This window comes from Haloarchaeobius ordinarius, from assembly GCF_051801355.1.
Lineage (GTDB): Archaea > Halobacteriota > Halobacteria > Halobacteriales > Natrialbaceae > Haloarchaeobius.
The window spans coordinates 255,076-269,516 of the sequence record NZ_CP196560.1; the positions used below are offsets into that span (position 1 = coordinate 255,076).

At 67.9% G+C, this 14,441-nt stretch carries 17 protein-coding genes; 5 read left to right on the forward strand and 12 right to left on the reverse strand.

Annotation, left to right across the window (positions count from 1 at the left end; translation table 11 throughout):
• Nucleotides 1-9: 9 nt before the first annotated feature.
• The 3 genes from ahbB to ACSC1R_RS01375 all read right to left on the reverse strand — a co-directional run bounded on the left by ahbB (nt 10) and on the right by ACSC1R_RS01375 (nt 1,826).
• Nucleotides 10-1,056: a siroheme decarboxylase subunit beta gene (gene ahbB, locus ACSC1R_RS01365; RefSeq protein ID WP_439027272.1), complete on the reverse strand. Its 1,047-nt coding sequence runs from the start codon at nt 1,054-1,056 to the stop codon at nt 10-12.
• A gap of 75 nt (nt 1,057-1,131) precedes the next feature.
• Nucleotides 1,132-1,302, reverse strand: a complete 171-nt coding sequence (locus ACSC1R_RS01370) for a hypothetical protein (protein ID WP_439027273.1) — start codon at nt 1,300-1,302, stop codon at nt 1,132-1,134.
• A gap of 119 nt (nt 1,303-1,421) precedes the next feature.
• Nucleotides 1,422-1,826 (reverse strand): DUF5778 family protein, encoded by a 405-nt coding sequence (locus ACSC1R_RS01375; RefSeq protein ID WP_439027274.1) that lies wholly within the window; start codon nt 1,824-1,826, stop codon nt 1,422-1,424.
• 133 nt (nt 1,827-1,959) lie between these two features.
• Here ACSC1R_RS01375 and uppS point away from each other — a divergent pair, with 133 nt between their 5' ends.
• Entirely contained in the window at nt 1,960-2,901 is a 942-nt protein-coding gene (uppS, locus tag ACSC1R_RS01380; RefSeq protein ID WP_439027275.1) for a polyprenyl diphosphate synthase, read from the forward strand.
• Between the two features lie 9 nt (nt 2,902-2,910).
• Here the strand turns inward: uppS and ACSC1R_RS01385 are convergent, their stop codons facing one another.
• From ACSC1R_RS01385 to ACSC1R_RS01400, 4 genes are read right to left on the reverse strand one after another with little or no spacing between them, the layout of a single operon-like run.
• Entirely contained in the window at nt 2,911-3,408 is a 498-nt protein-coding gene (locus tag ACSC1R_RS01385; protein ID WP_439027276.1) for a DUF7519 family protein, read from the reverse strand.
• Nucleotides 3,405-4,703 carry a DUF58 domain-containing protein gene (locus ACSC1R_RS01390; RefSeq protein ID WP_439027277.1) on the reverse strand — a complete coding sequence of 433 codons (1,299 nt, stop codon included), beginning with the start codon at nt 4,701-4,703 and terminating at the stop codon, nt 3,405-3,407. Before ACSC1R_RS01390 ends, ACSC1R_RS01385 begins: the two co-directional genes overlap by 4 nt.
• Nucleotides 4,700-5,254: a DUF7269 family protein gene (locus tag ACSC1R_RS01395; RefSeq protein ID WP_439027278.1), complete on the reverse strand. Its 555-nt coding sequence runs from the start codon at nt 5,252-5,254 to the stop codon at nt 4,700-4,702. Before ACSC1R_RS01395 ends, ACSC1R_RS01390 begins: the two co-directional genes overlap by 4 nt.
• Nucleotides 5,251-6,039 carry a DUF4129 domain-containing protein gene (locus ACSC1R_RS01400; RefSeq protein WP_439027279.1) on the reverse strand — a complete coding sequence of 263 codons (789 nt, stop codon included), beginning with the start codon at nt 6,037-6,039 and terminating at the stop codon, nt 5,251-5,253. Before ACSC1R_RS01400 ends, ACSC1R_RS01395 begins: the two co-directional genes overlap by 4 nt.
• A 204-nt stretch (nt 6,040-6,243) precedes the next feature.
• Here ACSC1R_RS01400 and ACSC1R_RS01405 point away from each other — a divergent pair, with 204 nt between their 5' ends.
• Complete coding sequence (locus ACSC1R_RS01405) at nt 6,244-6,861, forward strand: hypothetical protein (protein ID WP_439027280.1); 618 nt, start codon at nt 6,244-6,246, stop codon at nt 6,859-6,861.
• A gap of 43 nt (nt 6,862-6,904) precedes the next feature.
• Here ACSC1R_RS01405 and ACSC1R_RS01410 read toward each other — a convergent pair whose 3' ends face one another.
• Nucleotides 6,905-7,513, reverse strand: a complete 609-nt coding sequence (locus tag ACSC1R_RS01410; RefSeq protein WP_439027281.1) for an undecaprenyl diphosphate synthase family protein — start codon at nt 7,511-7,513, stop codon at nt 6,905-6,907.
• A gap of 98 nt (nt 7,514-7,611) precedes the next feature.
• Between ACSC1R_RS01410 and ACSC1R_RS01415 the strand changes: the two genes are divergently transcribed.
• On the forward strand, nt 7,612-8,973 hold the full coding sequence (locus tag ACSC1R_RS01415) for a DUF92 domain-containing protein (protein WP_439027282.1): 1,362 nt from the start codon (nt 7,612-7,614) through the stop codon (nt 8,971-8,973).
• On the forward strand, nt 8,973-9,386 hold the full coding sequence (locus ACSC1R_RS01420; RefSeq protein WP_439027283.1) for a GNAT family N-acetyltransferase: 414 nt from the start codon (nt 8,973-8,975) through the stop codon (nt 9,384-9,386). The genes ACSC1R_RS01415 and ACSC1R_RS01420 overlap by 1 nt, the downstream gene beginning before the upstream one ends.
• 24 nt (nt 9,387-9,410) lie before the next feature.
• Here ACSC1R_RS01420 and ACSC1R_RS01425 read toward each other — a convergent pair whose 3' ends face one another.
• The 3 genes from ACSC1R_RS01425 to ACSC1R_RS01435 form a co-directional block, all read right to left on the reverse strand.
• Nucleotides 9,411-10,070, reverse strand: coding sequence for a hydrolase (locus ACSC1R_RS01425; RefSeq protein WP_439027284.1), 660 nt, complete (start codon nt 10,068-10,070; stop codon nt 9,411-9,413).
• Nucleotides 10,071-10,239: 169 nt separating this feature from the next.
• A complete protein-coding gene (gene dnaG, locus ACSC1R_RS01430) occupies nt 10,240-11,676 on the reverse strand; it encodes a DNA primase DnaG (RefSeq protein WP_439027285.1) in 1,437 nt (478 codons plus the stop codon).
• A gap of 134 nt (nt 11,677-11,810) precedes the next feature.
• Nucleotides 11,811-12,743, reverse strand: a complete 933-nt coding sequence (locus ACSC1R_RS01435; RefSeq protein WP_439027286.1) for a helix-turn-helix domain-containing protein — start codon at nt 12,741-12,743, stop codon at nt 11,811-11,813.
• Nucleotides 12,744-12,989: 246 nt separating this feature from the next.
• Between ACSC1R_RS01435 and ACSC1R_RS01440 the strand changes: the two genes are divergently transcribed.
• A complete protein-coding gene (locus ACSC1R_RS01440; RefSeq protein WP_439027287.1) occupies nt 12,990-13,646 on the forward strand; it encodes a hypothetical protein in 657 nt (218 codons plus the stop codon).
• 228 nt (nt 13,647-13,874) lie between these two features.
• On the opposite strand, the gene ACSC1R_RS01445 is transcribed toward ACSC1R_RS01440, so the two are convergent.
• Nucleotides 13,875-14,432, reverse strand: a complete 558-nt coding sequence (locus tag ACSC1R_RS01445) for a maltose acetyltransferase domain-containing protein (protein WP_439027288.1) — start codon at nt 14,430-14,432, stop codon at nt 13,875-13,877.
• Between the last annotated feature and the right edge of the window lie 9 nt (nt 14,433-14,441).

Below are 14,441 nucleotides of genomic sequence, written 5' to 3' on the forward strand. Positions count from 1 at the left end.
CCGCCTCGGTCACACCGACTCCGTGTTCGCTTCCGCCCGCTCGGCCATCCGGATACCCGTCTTCTTCAGGATGCGTGTCGAGAACAGCGAGTCCCAGTCGTCCTCGCTCACGTCCCAGAACTCGGCCATCTTGTCGCGGACCTGTTGGATGCGCTGCTGGCTCTCCTCCTCGCTGCGCCCGTGTGTCATCGCGAAGAAGTTGTACGGCCAGACGCCGTCGTGTCGCGGCCGCTCGTAGCAGTGCGTGACGAACTCCAGGCCCGCTATCTCGGGGCCGACCTCGTCGACCACGTCGTCCGGGACGTTCCAGACCGTCATCCCGTTCTCCGTGTAGCCGAGCGCGTAGTGGTTCGGGATGACGCCGATGCGGCGAATCTTCCCCTCGCGCTCGAACCGGCGGATGGTCGAGAGCACCCAGTCGAGGTCGGCGTCGATGGCCGCCGCAACGTCGGCGTACGGCGTCGCCGTCACCTCGAACCCGTCCTGAATCTCCAGTACGAGGTCGCGTTCCTGTGGGGTGAGCGTCGTCCGGCCCGACGGGTCCTCGTTCGGTCCCAGGCCCGTGAGGTCGACGTCACCGCCTTCGATGACGGCGTCGACGTAGAACTTCGCCTCGACGCGGAACTCCTGCTGTTTCGGCAGGTTGTACGTCTGCTGTCCCGTCTCCTCCTCTATCTCGGCGAGCACCGCCTCGACGCGGTCCGCGTCGGCCACGCTGACGACGAACCACATGTTGAGGTGTGGGTGCTCGCGCTCGTAGTTGTGCGCCACCTCCCGGTGTGCGTTGACCTGTTCTGCGACCTCGTCGAACCGGCTCTCGGGCGCGTGCATGGCCACGAGCGTGGCCGTGCCGCCGATCTCCTGCGCGTTGATGAGTGGCCCGAACCGGGTCAGGACACCCTCCTCGTCGAGCCGTCGAACCCGTTCGACGAGTTCGCCCTCGGTCAGGTCGATGCCGCGGTCTCGCAGTGCGGCCGCTGCCGGGTCGAAGGGGCGCGCCACGACCGGGAATCCACCCTGGAACGCGTTGACGATGGCGCGGTCTGTGCTATCCATTTCGTAGTCGACCGCCCTTCCCATGTCCCTGCCTCAGTCTCGGGGATGCATAAGGAACTCGGCCTCGAACCGGGCTCAACGCATCTTCTTGTAGAACGCGACCCCCCAGAGGAACGCCAGTGCGTCGACTGTCGCGGCGATGTCCGTCGCATCGACGGAGAGTTCGACGTAGTCCCCGAGAGACGTCCCCCCGAGTAGCACCACGAACGCGGACAGCGCGTGTGACGCGCCTGAGCGTGTCGGCATGACTGCACGTTTCGAGACAGCCGACGAAAATTTCATTGCCGCTGTCGGGTCGGTCGCCGCGGAGCGTCCGGCTCAGTCTCCGCGAACGCCGACGGACGAACGTCCGTCGAACCCTCGGCTCACGAGCCGAGGACGCCCGTCACGTCGTAACCGAGGTCCTCGACGTCGGCGAGAATCGCCTCGTGGTCCGCCGACGCCTCGTAGTAGATGACGACGTCGAAACTGCCGTTGCGAAGCAGCTGCTGGCACTCCCAGACGAACTCCTCGCCGTCGATGGTCAGCCCCTGGTGCTGGTTCGAGGAGAAGTCCGGGTCGTCGTTGCCGGAGTGGACGTACACGTCTTTCGGGTCGTGCCCGGCGTGCTCGGCGATGATATCGCCCACGTCGAGGGTCGCCTGCATCATCTGGATGTCCTCCTGCCCGGAGTACTCGGTGTGCACGATTGCCCCGTTGAGCTGGACCTCGCCGGGTTCCAGCAGGGCCTTCGTGCGCCGCTTCAGGTCGTCGTCGAGGGTGTCGGACATGCGCGCAACTCGTCTCCGCCGACAGATAGCCCTCACGGTCCCGTGTCGAGGCGTCGACCCTGCCATCCAGAGCTACCACATACCGAACCCGTAACACAAGACACATTAGCGCCTCGCCTGTTATCCCGAGCAAATGCGCTCGTGGCTCCGACGACAGTGGCGTGCCGGCTACGAGCGGTTGCTCCGCCGAGAGATATCCGGCACGCCGACGCACGTCGCCGTCATCCAGGACGGGAACCGCCGGTACGCCCGGGAGAACGGCGGTGACGCACCCGACGGGCACCGCGAAGGAGCGAACACGGCCGAGAAGATGCTCCGGTGGTGTCAGGAGCTCGAAATCGACGAGTTGACCCTGTACACCTTCTCGACCGAGAACTTCGACCGGCCACAGGAGGAACTCGAACCCCTGTTCGACCTGCTCGCACAGAAACTCCGGGAGTTCGCGGACAACGAGAAGGTTCATCAGAACGAGGTCCGGGTCCGGACCATCGGTGACGTCTCGTTGCTCCCGGAACGCGTCCGGTCGGCGGTCCGGTACGCCGACGAGCGAACGGGCGACTACGACGAATTCGTGTTGAACATCGCGCTTGCCTACGGTGGACGCAACGAACTCCTCACTGCCGCCCGCACCGTCGTCCAGTCGGTCGACGAGGGAGACCTGGACCCCACGGACATCGACGTGGCGGCCATCGAAGACCGCCTGTACGGCCAGTCGGTCCGGGACGTCGACCTCATCATCCGGACCGGTGGCGACGAGCGCACCTCGAACTTCCTGCCGTGGCACGCCAACGGGAACGAGGCGGCCGTCTTCTTCTGTGCGCCGTACTGGCCGGAGTTCTCGAAGGTCGACTTCCTCCGGGCCATCCGGACCTACGAGAACCGCGAACAGTCGTGGCGTCAGACCCGTGCGCGACGCGCCCTGGCCCTGCTCCGGGCGTTCGGGACGGCCGAACTGGAGGAGGCACGGTCGGTGGCCGACCGATTCCGCGACTCGCTCTCGGGCAAGGAACACGACGAGGCGGCCCGGGTCGCCGAGGACTCACAGGCCACCGAGGAGCCACACGTCGCCGACTGAGTCCCCGGTTCAGCGCATCGCCAGGAGCGACAGGAACGACCCGACGAGCAACAGCGCGACCCCCGTCGGTGGGACGCTCCCGAACGAGAGTCGGTACACCGCATAGCCCAGCCCAGCGGTTCCGCCGGCGAGGATGGTGGTGCGAGCACTCGCGACGAGTTCGAACCGGGTCGACTCGGCCGCGGAGACCTGCCGGGCCAACGACGCCGCCCGCGCGGCCGAATCGTACGCGACGGTGACGCCGACGACGCCCAGGAGCACCACCGGGACCGGAAGCCCGCCGTACGCACCGATGCAGACGGCGAGGAGCAACGCGACCGCTCCAGTACGTCTCCCCCGATGGGAATCGTGGAGCGCCCCAGCGCCGAGCAGTGCCGTCCCGGCGACCGCGACCACGGTGGCGACGACCGAGACGGCCGTGAGGAACGTCACGCCGAGCGCGGCGGCGAAGGCCACCCAGGTTCCGGGCCGGGGAGACGTATCGGAGACGGGTTCTTCCTCACTCATCGGGACCACCCCGCTCGGCGGAGTGAATCGACGACGTCTCCGGTCTCCCAGTCGAGCACGGGGATACCCGCCCGACGCAGGTCGCGGATTCGCGTCCGGCGTTCGAGGTGGGCGAGTCGCTGCCCCGCCGTGTCGGTCGCCGTCGGGTCCGGTGCGACCACCGACACCGGCACCCCGGCCACGTCGAGTCGCCGGGCGAGTCCTGCCATCTCGTCGTCACACAACGGGGTCAGCAGACAGACCTGTGCCCCTGCAGGGACCCGAGCCCGGAGCGTCGACTCGGTCGCGTCGGGGTCGAAAGAGCCGGCTGCACCGGGGACTTCGGCACCGGCGACCGAATCGAGTGCCTGCCGGAGGCGAACCCGGTGTGTCCGCCCGGTCCCCGGTCGAGTCCAGTCGAGGCCCGTGGCGAGGACCGCCAGGCCGACCTGGGCGTCCCCGAGGCCAGCGACGAGAGTGCGGGCGGCCGCGACAGCACGCTCGCGAGCAGACGGCGGGTCGCCAGGCGACTGGAGGAACGCAGCAGGTCGGGCATCGACGACCAGGACGACGGTCGGGGCGCGCTCCTCGCGGAAGGTGACCGTCGCGAGGTCCCCGTCGCGGGCGAACCGCGCCCAGTCGACCCTGGCGAGTGGGTCGCCACGGCGGTACTCGCGGACACTGTGGAACGACGCCCCATCGCCGCTTCCGGTGCCGGTTACCCGGCCGGGGAGTCCCCCACGTGGTGGGCGCAGTCGGACGGGTGCGACGTCGGGCAGCGGTGGGGAACAGTGCACCGTCGTCGGAGCGACGGGTGGGTCCCCAACTACTGACACGTCACCGAGTCGGTCGGCACAGACGACCCGTGGGGAGTCGAAACGGTGCGTCCCGGGCGTCGCCGCAATCGTGTACGAGACGGTGAGCGACTGGCCGGGGCGCAACGAATCGACGTGTTCCGGCGTCCCGTCGACGACCGACAGGCCCGGCGGTACACCGTCGACCACGCGAACGTCCGGGAGCGTCGTCTCGCCCGTGTTCTCGACGCGGAGGTCGACGGTCACCCGGTCGCCCTCGGCTGGCCGAGGGTCGGTGACCGACCGGGTGCAGTCGACAGACGGTTCGGGGACGGTGGTCGCGACGCGAGCGACCGCCAGCCCGGCGCAGACGACCCCGCCGAGGAGGACGGCCGGGGCTGACGTGAGGGTCCCGAGCGCGGTGACCGCGAGGGCGAGCGGAACGACCCCGCGCCAGCGGCCGGTGTCCGTGACCGTCCAGTCGGTCTCTTCGTGGCCTGTGTCTGGTTCGTGCTCGCTCACGCCGACCCCTCCTCGATGGCCGTCAGTTCGGCGAGTGCTCGACGGGCCCGGCGGCGAACCGGCGGGTCACCGGTCCGGACGGTCCGCAGGTGGTCGGTCGTCGAGTACGCCGGCTGCAACCCCTCGGTGAAGAAGGCGGCAGCGGCTTCGTCGTCGGTCCACGTACCAGCGGCCAACCACTCCCGGGCGGTCTCTGCGGTGCAGTCGTACCGGGCGACCAGTACGTCGACGGCCACCGCTTCTATCCGGTCGTACACCTCCCGGCGGGTATCGTCACCCCGTCGTCTGCCGGTCGCCGTCACGTCGTCGAGCAGTGCGTCCACAGCCGCGCCGGGGTCGGTCGGCGTGGTTGGGCCCGGGGACTCGACCCGGTCGGCGGGCCCGCCGCCGCTCCGGTAGCCGAGGACGAGCGCGGCACCCGCCGCAGTGACTCCGCCCACGACGAGCACGACCACGGCGAGGCCAGCCCCCGCCGCGAGTCCCGGCGCGACCGTCGTCGCGAGCCCGGCCGCGATGCAGGCGACACCGGGGACGAGCAGCCACCGTCTCACGGGTCAGCCTCCGCCCGAGTCGCCAACTCGGTCGCACAGGTCGCGTGGTCGGACGGGTCGTCGTCGCCGTAGCGAACCCGCTCGAACAGGTGGGTCAACCGACGCACTGCGTCCGCATCACGGCCGGCCTCGATGGCCGCGCTGGCGAACTCGCCCGGCGTCCGAGACGCGGGTGCGGACAGGTCGAGTCCCCGAACCATCCGTTGCCAGGCACGGTGCACCGGGTCGCTCGCCGGTCTATCGGCGGGATGTGGCTGGCTGGTAGTCGCATCGGGCGTGGACGACGCTGGCGGCGTCGGTTCCGGGCCGAGTGATTCGGGGTCGCGGTCGCCGCGCAGGAGGTACCAGCCGGCGACGAGCGCACCGGTGAACGCGACCACCCCGGCGGCGCTGGCCACGGGACTGGTGCCGAGTGTCGGGACGCGAACCGCCGCGTCCGGGCGATACGTGACGAACCCGGTCACGGCGACGGCGAGCGCGAGGCCGGTCAGACCGATGGTCCGTCGACGGGACGGCACCGCGGCGTAGGCGACTCCGAGGACACCGAGACCGAGGACGAGCAGGAGTCGCAGGTGCAGGGTGCGACCGATACTGTCACCGTTCCCGCTGGAACCTTCGACCGGGCCGCTCCCGTTCGGGGTCGGCAGGTCGGTGGTCGACCCCCTTGCATCGCCGTGAGAGCCGGTCTGCTCCCCATCGATGCCGGCGAGCGACCCCGCGGCGACCGCGAGCGCGAGGATCACGAGAACCGCCACGAGGACGGCCGGGAGGGCGTTTCGTGACACGTTTTTTGCATCGATAGGATCTCCCATAAATCTGTCTGGATACATCTGAGAGAGTGGACACGATTCGGCCCTCGACGTGACGAATCGACCGCAGTACTGGCCCTTTCGACCCATACGTTCGTGTCGGGAGAGAACCACCTAACGACTCGTTCGTCTCGCCCCACCGACGAGAGCGTTAACCGAACAGATGCCTTCTGATAGCACATGGCAGAGAGCGTATCGAACCGAAACGGCCAGTTGCAGACCCGGACCATCCTGGGACAGCGGACCCACGTCTGGCAGGAACCCGATGAGATATTCATCGAGTGGCGACCGACCCGCCCAGTCTACTTCCGTGTCGCCGAAGGAGACATCGTCAAACACGCCGACCGCGACGTCGAGTCACCCCTCATCAAGAAGTGGACCGTGACCGAAATCACCCCCGACCACGTCGTCGCCGAGCGCGTCACAGACGGCGAGGTCGACATCCGCGAGTGGAACCGCGAGGAGTTCGAGCGTAAACTCGTCACCCAGACGTACGCGACGAACCTCACCGACTTCGAGCGGGTGACCGTCCACCAGTTCGGTCACTGGGACATCGACGAGGTCGAACACGGCGAACACACCTACGTCGGCGAGCCGTACGTCATGGTCCTCGCGTACGGGAACAACGGTGAGAAGTACGGTCGGCGCTACCACTTCGTCTCCCGGGACAGGGACACCGACGTGACCCTGTGGCGGCAGGACCTCGCCATCAGCAGACTGCCCGTCGAACTCGTCGACCGACTGGACGAACGGGTCTCCAGTGCGCTCGAAGCCGAGGGCTATCAGGTCGTCGACTGAGACGGTGTTCGCCAGCGACGTGACCAGCCGAACCGGCGCTGCGCTACCGGCCGAACCGGCGGTTCCGGTTCTGGTACTCCCGCAGCGCCCGGAGGAAGTCCCGCCGCCGGAAGTCCCGCCAGTTCACGTCGGTGAAGTACAGTTCGGAGTAGACGGACTGCCAGATCATGAAATCGGAGAGTCGCTCTGCCCCCGTCTTGATGACGAGGTCGGGTTCCGCGGGGAACACGAGTCGCTCCTCGATGTCGGCCTCGTCGAGGTCGTCGGGGTCGAGTTGCCCGTCGGCCACCTCGCTGGCGACACTCCTGACCGCGGTCGTGAACTCGTGTTTCCCGCCGAGCCCGATACCGACCTGGATGGGCGCGTCGGCGCGTTCGGCGTCCTCGGGCCCACGGACGGCGACCGCTGCCGGTGCGTCTATCTGGTCGAACTGGCGCGCCAGCGTCGGGGCCGCGGCCGCGTCGAGCACGCTGACGTAGACGGTGACGCGCTCGGCGTCGAACTCGAACGCCCACGAGAAGAACCGAGACAGCGTCTCGTACGCCCCCTGTTCGAGCAGGTCGCGCTCCGTGATGACGAGGGCGACGTGCTCGGGGAGTTCGGTATCGTCCGTTCGTACGCGCATCGCGAGGTACCTGTCGTACAGTCCCACAGCCACAGTGTTCGACCGCTGTCCCCTGAATCTGTCGCCTTCTGGCCGACCGATGGCTTCGGAAACGGTAAGTAAGCGCCGGGAAAAGGGGCACTCGCGTGACTACAGCAGTCCGGAGAGCAGGTGCCTTCGCAGCCGTCGGGACGCTCGTGCTGGTGGTCCCCGCGTTCGGGGTCGCCGCCGCCGCCCCGCTCGCCCTCGCCGCACTCGCGGGGGCAGCGTTCGTCACCGACGGACCGCTGTTCGAGCTGTTCGCCAGACCCGGCGACCGCGAGGAGAATCGTCTCTACGGCCTCCTCGGGTTCGTCCTCTCCCTGACCGGACTCGGTCTCTTGACTACGGCGTCGGTCCTGACCACCGGGGACGTCCCAGAACTCCCACTGTGGGTGTTCGTCGGGACTGTCCTGTTGCTGGTGTACGGCAACCTCTGCTCCGAACTGGTCAAACGCTACCGGGCCGACCCGTTCGCCGCCAGCATCGGCTTCGTCGCCGGTGGCTTCGTTGCGGGCGTCGCCGGGCAGGCCACAGCCGTCTGGTTGACCACTGGGACCGTCCCGACCGCGACACTGCCGAAGTTCGCCTTCCTCGCCGTGAGTGGGGCGTTTCTGGGGGCGCTCTTGCGAGCCCTCCTGTTCGAACGAGACGACTCGGTCGTCCTCTTCTCGGTCGGGCTGCTCTGCTGGTTGCTCTCCGAACTCGCTCCGCAGGTTCACTATCAGGACGTCGCCGCCGCCATCCTCGTCACACTCGCCCTCGGCTACATCTCGTTCGCACTCCAGACCGCGTCCGTCGAGGGGATGCTCACCGGCATCTTGCTCTCCGTCCTCACCATCGTCCTCGGCGGTCTCGGCTGGTTCTCGCTTCTCATCACCTTCTTCGGGGTCGGGGCACTCGCCACCAAGTTCAAGTACGATATCAAACGGGAGCGTGGTGTCGCCGAGGAGAACGACGGAGCCCGTGGGACGGGGAACGTCCTCGGGAACGCTGCCGTCGCCCTCGTCGCCGTCCTCGGGTTCGCGGCCGCCAGCGTCGACCTCGTCCCGGTCGACGCCACCTACTTCCTGTTCGCGTTCGCCGGGTCGCTGGCGACCGCACTGAGCGACACCCTCTCCAGCGAAATCGGCGCCATCTTCGACAATCCGCGGCTCGTGACGACCTGGAGACGCGTCGAACCGGGGACCGACGGTGCGGTCACCTGGCAGGGCGAACTCGCCGGAATCGCCGGCGCACTCGCCATGGCCGCCATCGCCTTCGCGGTGTTCCCGGCCGTGGACCCGAGCATGACCGTCACCCCGACCGGCGGTGCCGTGGTCCTGCTGGCCGGCGTCGCAGGCATGACGGTCGACAGCCTCCTCGGGGCGACCATCGAAGGCCCCCTGGTGGGGAACCAGGGCGTGAACTTCCTCGCGACGCTCTCGGGTGCCATCACCGCCGTCGCCGCGTTCGTCGTCCTGCTGTGATGTCGATTCGTACCGCAACAGCGCGTGACCTGCCCACGATTCGCGCACTCCAGACGTGTCTCCACGAACCCGCATCCGACCTCTTCTCGGACATGCCACCGGGTGTGACGCTGGTGTCGGAAGCGGACGGGGTCGTGGTGGGGTACATCCACGCCTTCACCGGCGAGCCCGCCTTCGCGACCGAACTGGCCGTGGCACCGGCTCACCGACGCGAGGGCCGGGGTCGGCGTCTGTTCCAGTCGCTGTTCGTCCACCTCCAGCGCGCAGACTGTCGGGCGGTGACGCTGACGGTGCAGCCGGAGAACGAGGGCGCGCGAGGCCTGTACGAGGACCTCGGGTTCGTGGCCGAGGAACGGCTGCCGGGCTACTTCGAGGACGGCGGGGACGCCCTGAGAATGCGGCGAGCGCTGTAGCGAAAAGACGGTGCCGAGACCGAGTTACTGCGGCGCCGGTTCCTGCGCCTCCGACCCGCCCGTCATCGCCCGGACGTAGTCGACGCCCATCCCGTAGGCGCCGCTGTGCTGTGAGGCGATGTCGAGCGTCTTCTCGGCCGTCTCCGAGCGAGCCCAGTCGCGTTGCAGTTCGCACATGACCTGCTGCCACGTCACCGGGACGACGCCGGCCTGGACCATCCGGTCGACCGCCATCTCGTGTGCCTCCATGGTCGTCCCGCCACAGGTGTCGGTGACGACGTAGACCTCGTAGCCGTCCGCCAGCGCGTCGAGTGCCGGGAACGTGACACAGACCTCGGTCCAGAGCCCGGAGAGGACGATTTTGTCCCGGCCGGTCGCCTCGATGGCCGCGACGAACTCGTCGTCCTCCCACGCGTTCATCGTGGTCCGGACGACCTCTCCCTCGTCGGGGGCGACCCCGGTCAGTTCGGGCCACAGTTCGCCGCTGGAGCCCGGGTTGATGGAGGTGAAGACGATGGGGACGTCGAACGCCCTGACGGCCTTCGCCAGCGCGACGGTGTTGTTCCGTATCGTCTCGGCGTCGTGGGAGTTGACGCCGAACACCATCAGTGGCTGGTGGTCGATGAACGCGACGACGCAGTTCTCGGGTGTCAGTAGCTCGCGCTGCCACGTCTCGGGTCTCATGGTGGAGGACAGTAGGCCCCTTGCGAGCAAGTCACCACGCCTGATATGCCGCGCTCGGGCCTGGTACCGCTCCGGAGCATCGCTGGACGAAGCCCTCGGCAGTCATGAAGGAGACTCCTCACCTGCGAGAAAGCCGGTTTCGGTGCGGGCAGTGGGCCAGCGAGGGTGGTCAGTCCTGCCCGAGCAACTGCTCTCCCGTCCGAATCCGCACCGAGGTCGGCCGCTTGACGAACTCGCCGAACTCGCGGGCGACGACGTGGTCGACGCCGCGCTGGGCGGCCACGTCGAGGACGCGCTGGGAGAGTTCACCGTCGAGGACGACGGCGTACGGGACGGTCTCGGCGTCGCGAACGAGTTCGAAGGCGTTCTCGGCGTCGTCGGCCGCCAGCACGTCGAACTCCTCGTCGAGGAGCCGGACCTGCCCGGTGGCCTCGCCGAGCACCGTCTCGACGTGTCCGCGCAGGGTCTCGACTGCCTCGGTACCGGACTCGGCGTCGTCGGTCGACTGTTCTGTTGCCGGTTCGGTGTCCGTCGCGGTCGCGTCGGCCGCGGCTTCGGCGGTCTCGGACACAGGGTCGCTCGACACGGTCGCGCCACCGGCTTCCGTCGCTGCCGCTGTGGCTGCGGCTTCACTCCCGGCCTCGGCGGCACTCGTCGCGACCGTCGCCGCTTCAGTGGTCGCGTCGGCAGCGGCCGTTGGTTCGTCGGGGGACTCGGGCGCTGCCGGGTCGTCACTCCCCTGTTCGGGTGCGGGGACCGTACTCCCGTCGGTCGCCGCGATGGCGACGTGCGGGTCGCTCTTCTCCGCGACGACCTCGAAGGGAACCTTCTCGCGCAGCGCCTCGAACACCTCGTGGTGGAGCATGTCCTCGACGGACTTGCCCTCGGGGGCGAACGCGACGTAGTCCACCTCGCCGACCTGCGAGAGTTCCTTGAGGATGAGGTCGCCGCCGCGGTCGCCGTCGAGGAACGCCGTGACCGTCTTCTCCTGGGTGAGGTCCGCGACCACCTGCGGGACGTTCGTCCCTTCGACAGCGATGGCGTTCTTTATCCCGTACTTGAGCAACTGGAGCACGTCGGCACGCCCCTCGACGACGACGATGGCGTCGCTGTCCTCGACCCGCGGCCCCGCCGGGAGTCCTTCATACTCGGTAATGTCCTCGACGCGGACGTGCTGGCGGACCTCTCGGAGTATCTCCTCCGAAGACATGATGGAGTCGTCGAACGAGGTCGCCAGGAGTTCCTTGGCGCGTTCGACGACCTCGCGCCGCTTGGCTGCGCGGACGTCCTCGATGTCTGTTACTTCGATGCGGGCGGCGCAGGGACCGACGCGTGTGATGGTCTCGAGCGCCGCGGCCAGGGTGGCGGTCGCGACCTTGTCGATGCTGGTCGCGATGGTCGCCTCGCCGAACGAGCGCCCGGCCTCGGACTGTATCTCGACGTCGATTCGCCCGACCTTCGAGGACTGCTGGAGGTCCCGGAGGTCGAGTTCGTCGCCGAGCAGTCCCTCGGTTTGCCCGAAGATAGCACCGACGACGTCACTGCGTTCGACCACCCCGTCGGCCGTGATGTTCGCGTGAATGAGGTATTTGGATGTATCGTCCATTGATGATCTGCCCCGTTACGGGGGCGAATGATGATGCCATGATTGTACTCATGGACTGCACCAGTCTCTAGGGGTTCGTCGCGGATACTTGTTGTTATCGCCGGAGGAAAGGGTCGCGAGGTATCGGCCGGACGTTACAGCCGGCCGTCACGGACGTACCACACCGCGACGACGAGGGTGAGGACGAGCAACCCGCCGGCGAAGAAGAGCGCCCCCGGCGGGATGGTCGAGAAGACGGCGTCGGCCCCGCTAGCGGCGACATCAGCCCCACTGGCGGCGGTATCGACCGCAGTCTGGGTCGTCTCGGCTCCGCCGTCGGCGGCGACCTGCGTGCCCTCGGCGGTCGTCCGTGCGGCTTCCGTCGTCACCTCCAGCGGCGCTTCGGTCGCGGTCTGGGTGGCCATCGGCTGGGCCGTCCCTGTCGCCTGCGCCGCTTCGGTGCTCGTCGTTGTGGCCTCCTGGATGGCGACACCGCCGTCGTCAGCGCCGCTCGCGGTCTGTGTCGCGGCACCCGAACCTGCCGCGTCACTGCTGGTCGCCGTCGTATCGGCGGCCCCACCGGCGTCGTAGCCGACCTCGCCATCGCCAGCACCACCACCGCTGGTCGGACTCGGGACCCCACCGAGCAGTCTGGGCAGGCCGTACTGGACGAACACGCTCCCGGCCGCGACGACGCCGAGGCCGCCGATGAACCGTGCGAGTGCGCCCTTGAGCCGGGACGCGCGCTGTTCGTCGCCGGAGATGACGAGCGGTCCGGACTGGGGCGCGTAGACGCTCATCTCGTTCCCGCGCGAGGAGTACCACACGTCGACAACGTCGATGAGGCCCGCGTCTTCGAGTTTCTCCAGGTGGTAGCGGACGTTCTGGATGGAAGAGTCTATCTCGTCGGCGATATCGCTGGGAGTGCGCGGCTCCTCGTGGAGGCAGGTGTAGATTCGACGGGCTGTGTCGGACGAGAGGGCACCGAACACCTTGTCGGCGTCGTCACCTTCGAGCTCGACCACCCGCGGTGCTTGCTCGCCGGGGGCCGGCGTGTCGTCCGAACGGAACGGGAGGAGCCGCGACATCGTATTCCCTTCTTCAGCCCCCGTAAGTAAACGGGTTTCGCAAGCTGAAACGCCGTTTTGAGCTACCCGAACGTCGCGCCTGCTTGCGGTTCTCTCTGTCGCCCGGTGCAGGTCGAAACCCAGTCGAAACGAGGCCTGACCGAAGGTGAAACGACGATTGAGGTGGGTGGACGCTCGGTGAAACTCGTCTCTCACCGACCCCTCTGACCGCCACGCGGAAGTCCGTTCGGTGTGTACATCCGACCGATGAGCGCCCCCCGCCTCACAGAGGACCTGCTCGCGGACTACGGCTGGGAGTTGACCCAGACCGAGACCGAGAACGCACTCACCCTCCCGTTTTTCTCCATCACCGCCCACAACGCCATCTACGAGGACAGCGGGAGCATCGCCGCCTACGACGCTATCGCCGACCCGCGGGTCACCATCGGCGGCCGCGCCTTCTTCACGACCGACCTGCAGTTCAAACCGCCGCTCTCGAAGTTCGGTGTCGACCCGGCCTCCGTCTTCGGTATCGCGACCAGCCACGCGAAAAAAGAGTTCAAGAAGAGCGTCGAGGCCGACGGCCTGACCGAAGTCCGGAAGATAGACGCCCGCGAGTTCGACCGGCCCGGCGGCGGTCCTGCCCGCGCCTTCGGCTACGAGGTGCGGTTCCCCCTGCACGACGACGTCATCGAACAGGACGTGGTCGACGGCCAGTTCGTGCTGGAGTCGGAGCTCTGGGCCGGCCTCTGGCCGACCGAGGGTGCCTACGCGATGGCCGGCGGGATGTACCCGCTGGAGGAGGTCGACGAGGCGATTCTCCGGCAGGCGTCGGGGGCCCGGCTGGCCACGGATGCGAAGGTACATCCGAGTCCCGAGCGCGACCGGGAGCGGGTGTTCGAAGCGATGCGACTGGTGGAGTGAGTAGTTCCGGGTCATAGAGTTGGGGTGGCAGTTTGTCTTGCTGTTGACTGCTCGACTGCCGACGATACTCGCGCTAGCGTCCATGACCGCACCACAGCCTCCCCAGCCGACTGCGATGCTCGGCTTCGCCTGCGCTTCTCATCCCTCGCGCGTCGCTACCGGCAGCCACTCGCGTCGCTCGGGACTGCCGGCAGCGCGCGCCACAGTGAAAAGTCAGGCCGCAGGAAATCACTCCAGTTCCTTGACTACCTCCGCCGGATTCCCACCCACGAGCACGTTCTCCGGCACGTCCTCCACGACCACTGCTCCAGAAGCGACGACCGCGTCGTCACCGATTTCGACACCGGGGTTGATGACGGCCTGCCCGCCGACCCAGACCCGGTCGCCGACCGTGACCGGGGCACCAGACTCGCGGCCGCTGGTTCGCTCCGCCGCATCGAGTGGATGGGTCGCGGTGTAGACGTGGACACCAGGGCCGAGCATGCACTCGTCGCCGAACTCGATGGGGCAGACGTCGAGGAACGTGCAGTCGTAGTTCGCGAAGAAGTCGTCGCCGACGTGGATGTTGTAGCCGTAGTCACAGCGGAAGGTCGGTTCGACGACCGTCTCGGTCCCGAGCGACCCGAGGAGGTCGTCGAGGATTGCCCGTCGTTCGCCCACCTCGTCGACGTCGGCCTCGTTCAGCCGGTCGCACAATCGGCGGGCGCGATGGCGTTCCTCGACAAGGATGGGGTCGGTCGGGTCGTATGGCTCGCCGGCGAGCATCTTCTCCTTCTCGGAGGGCATTGCTCCCCG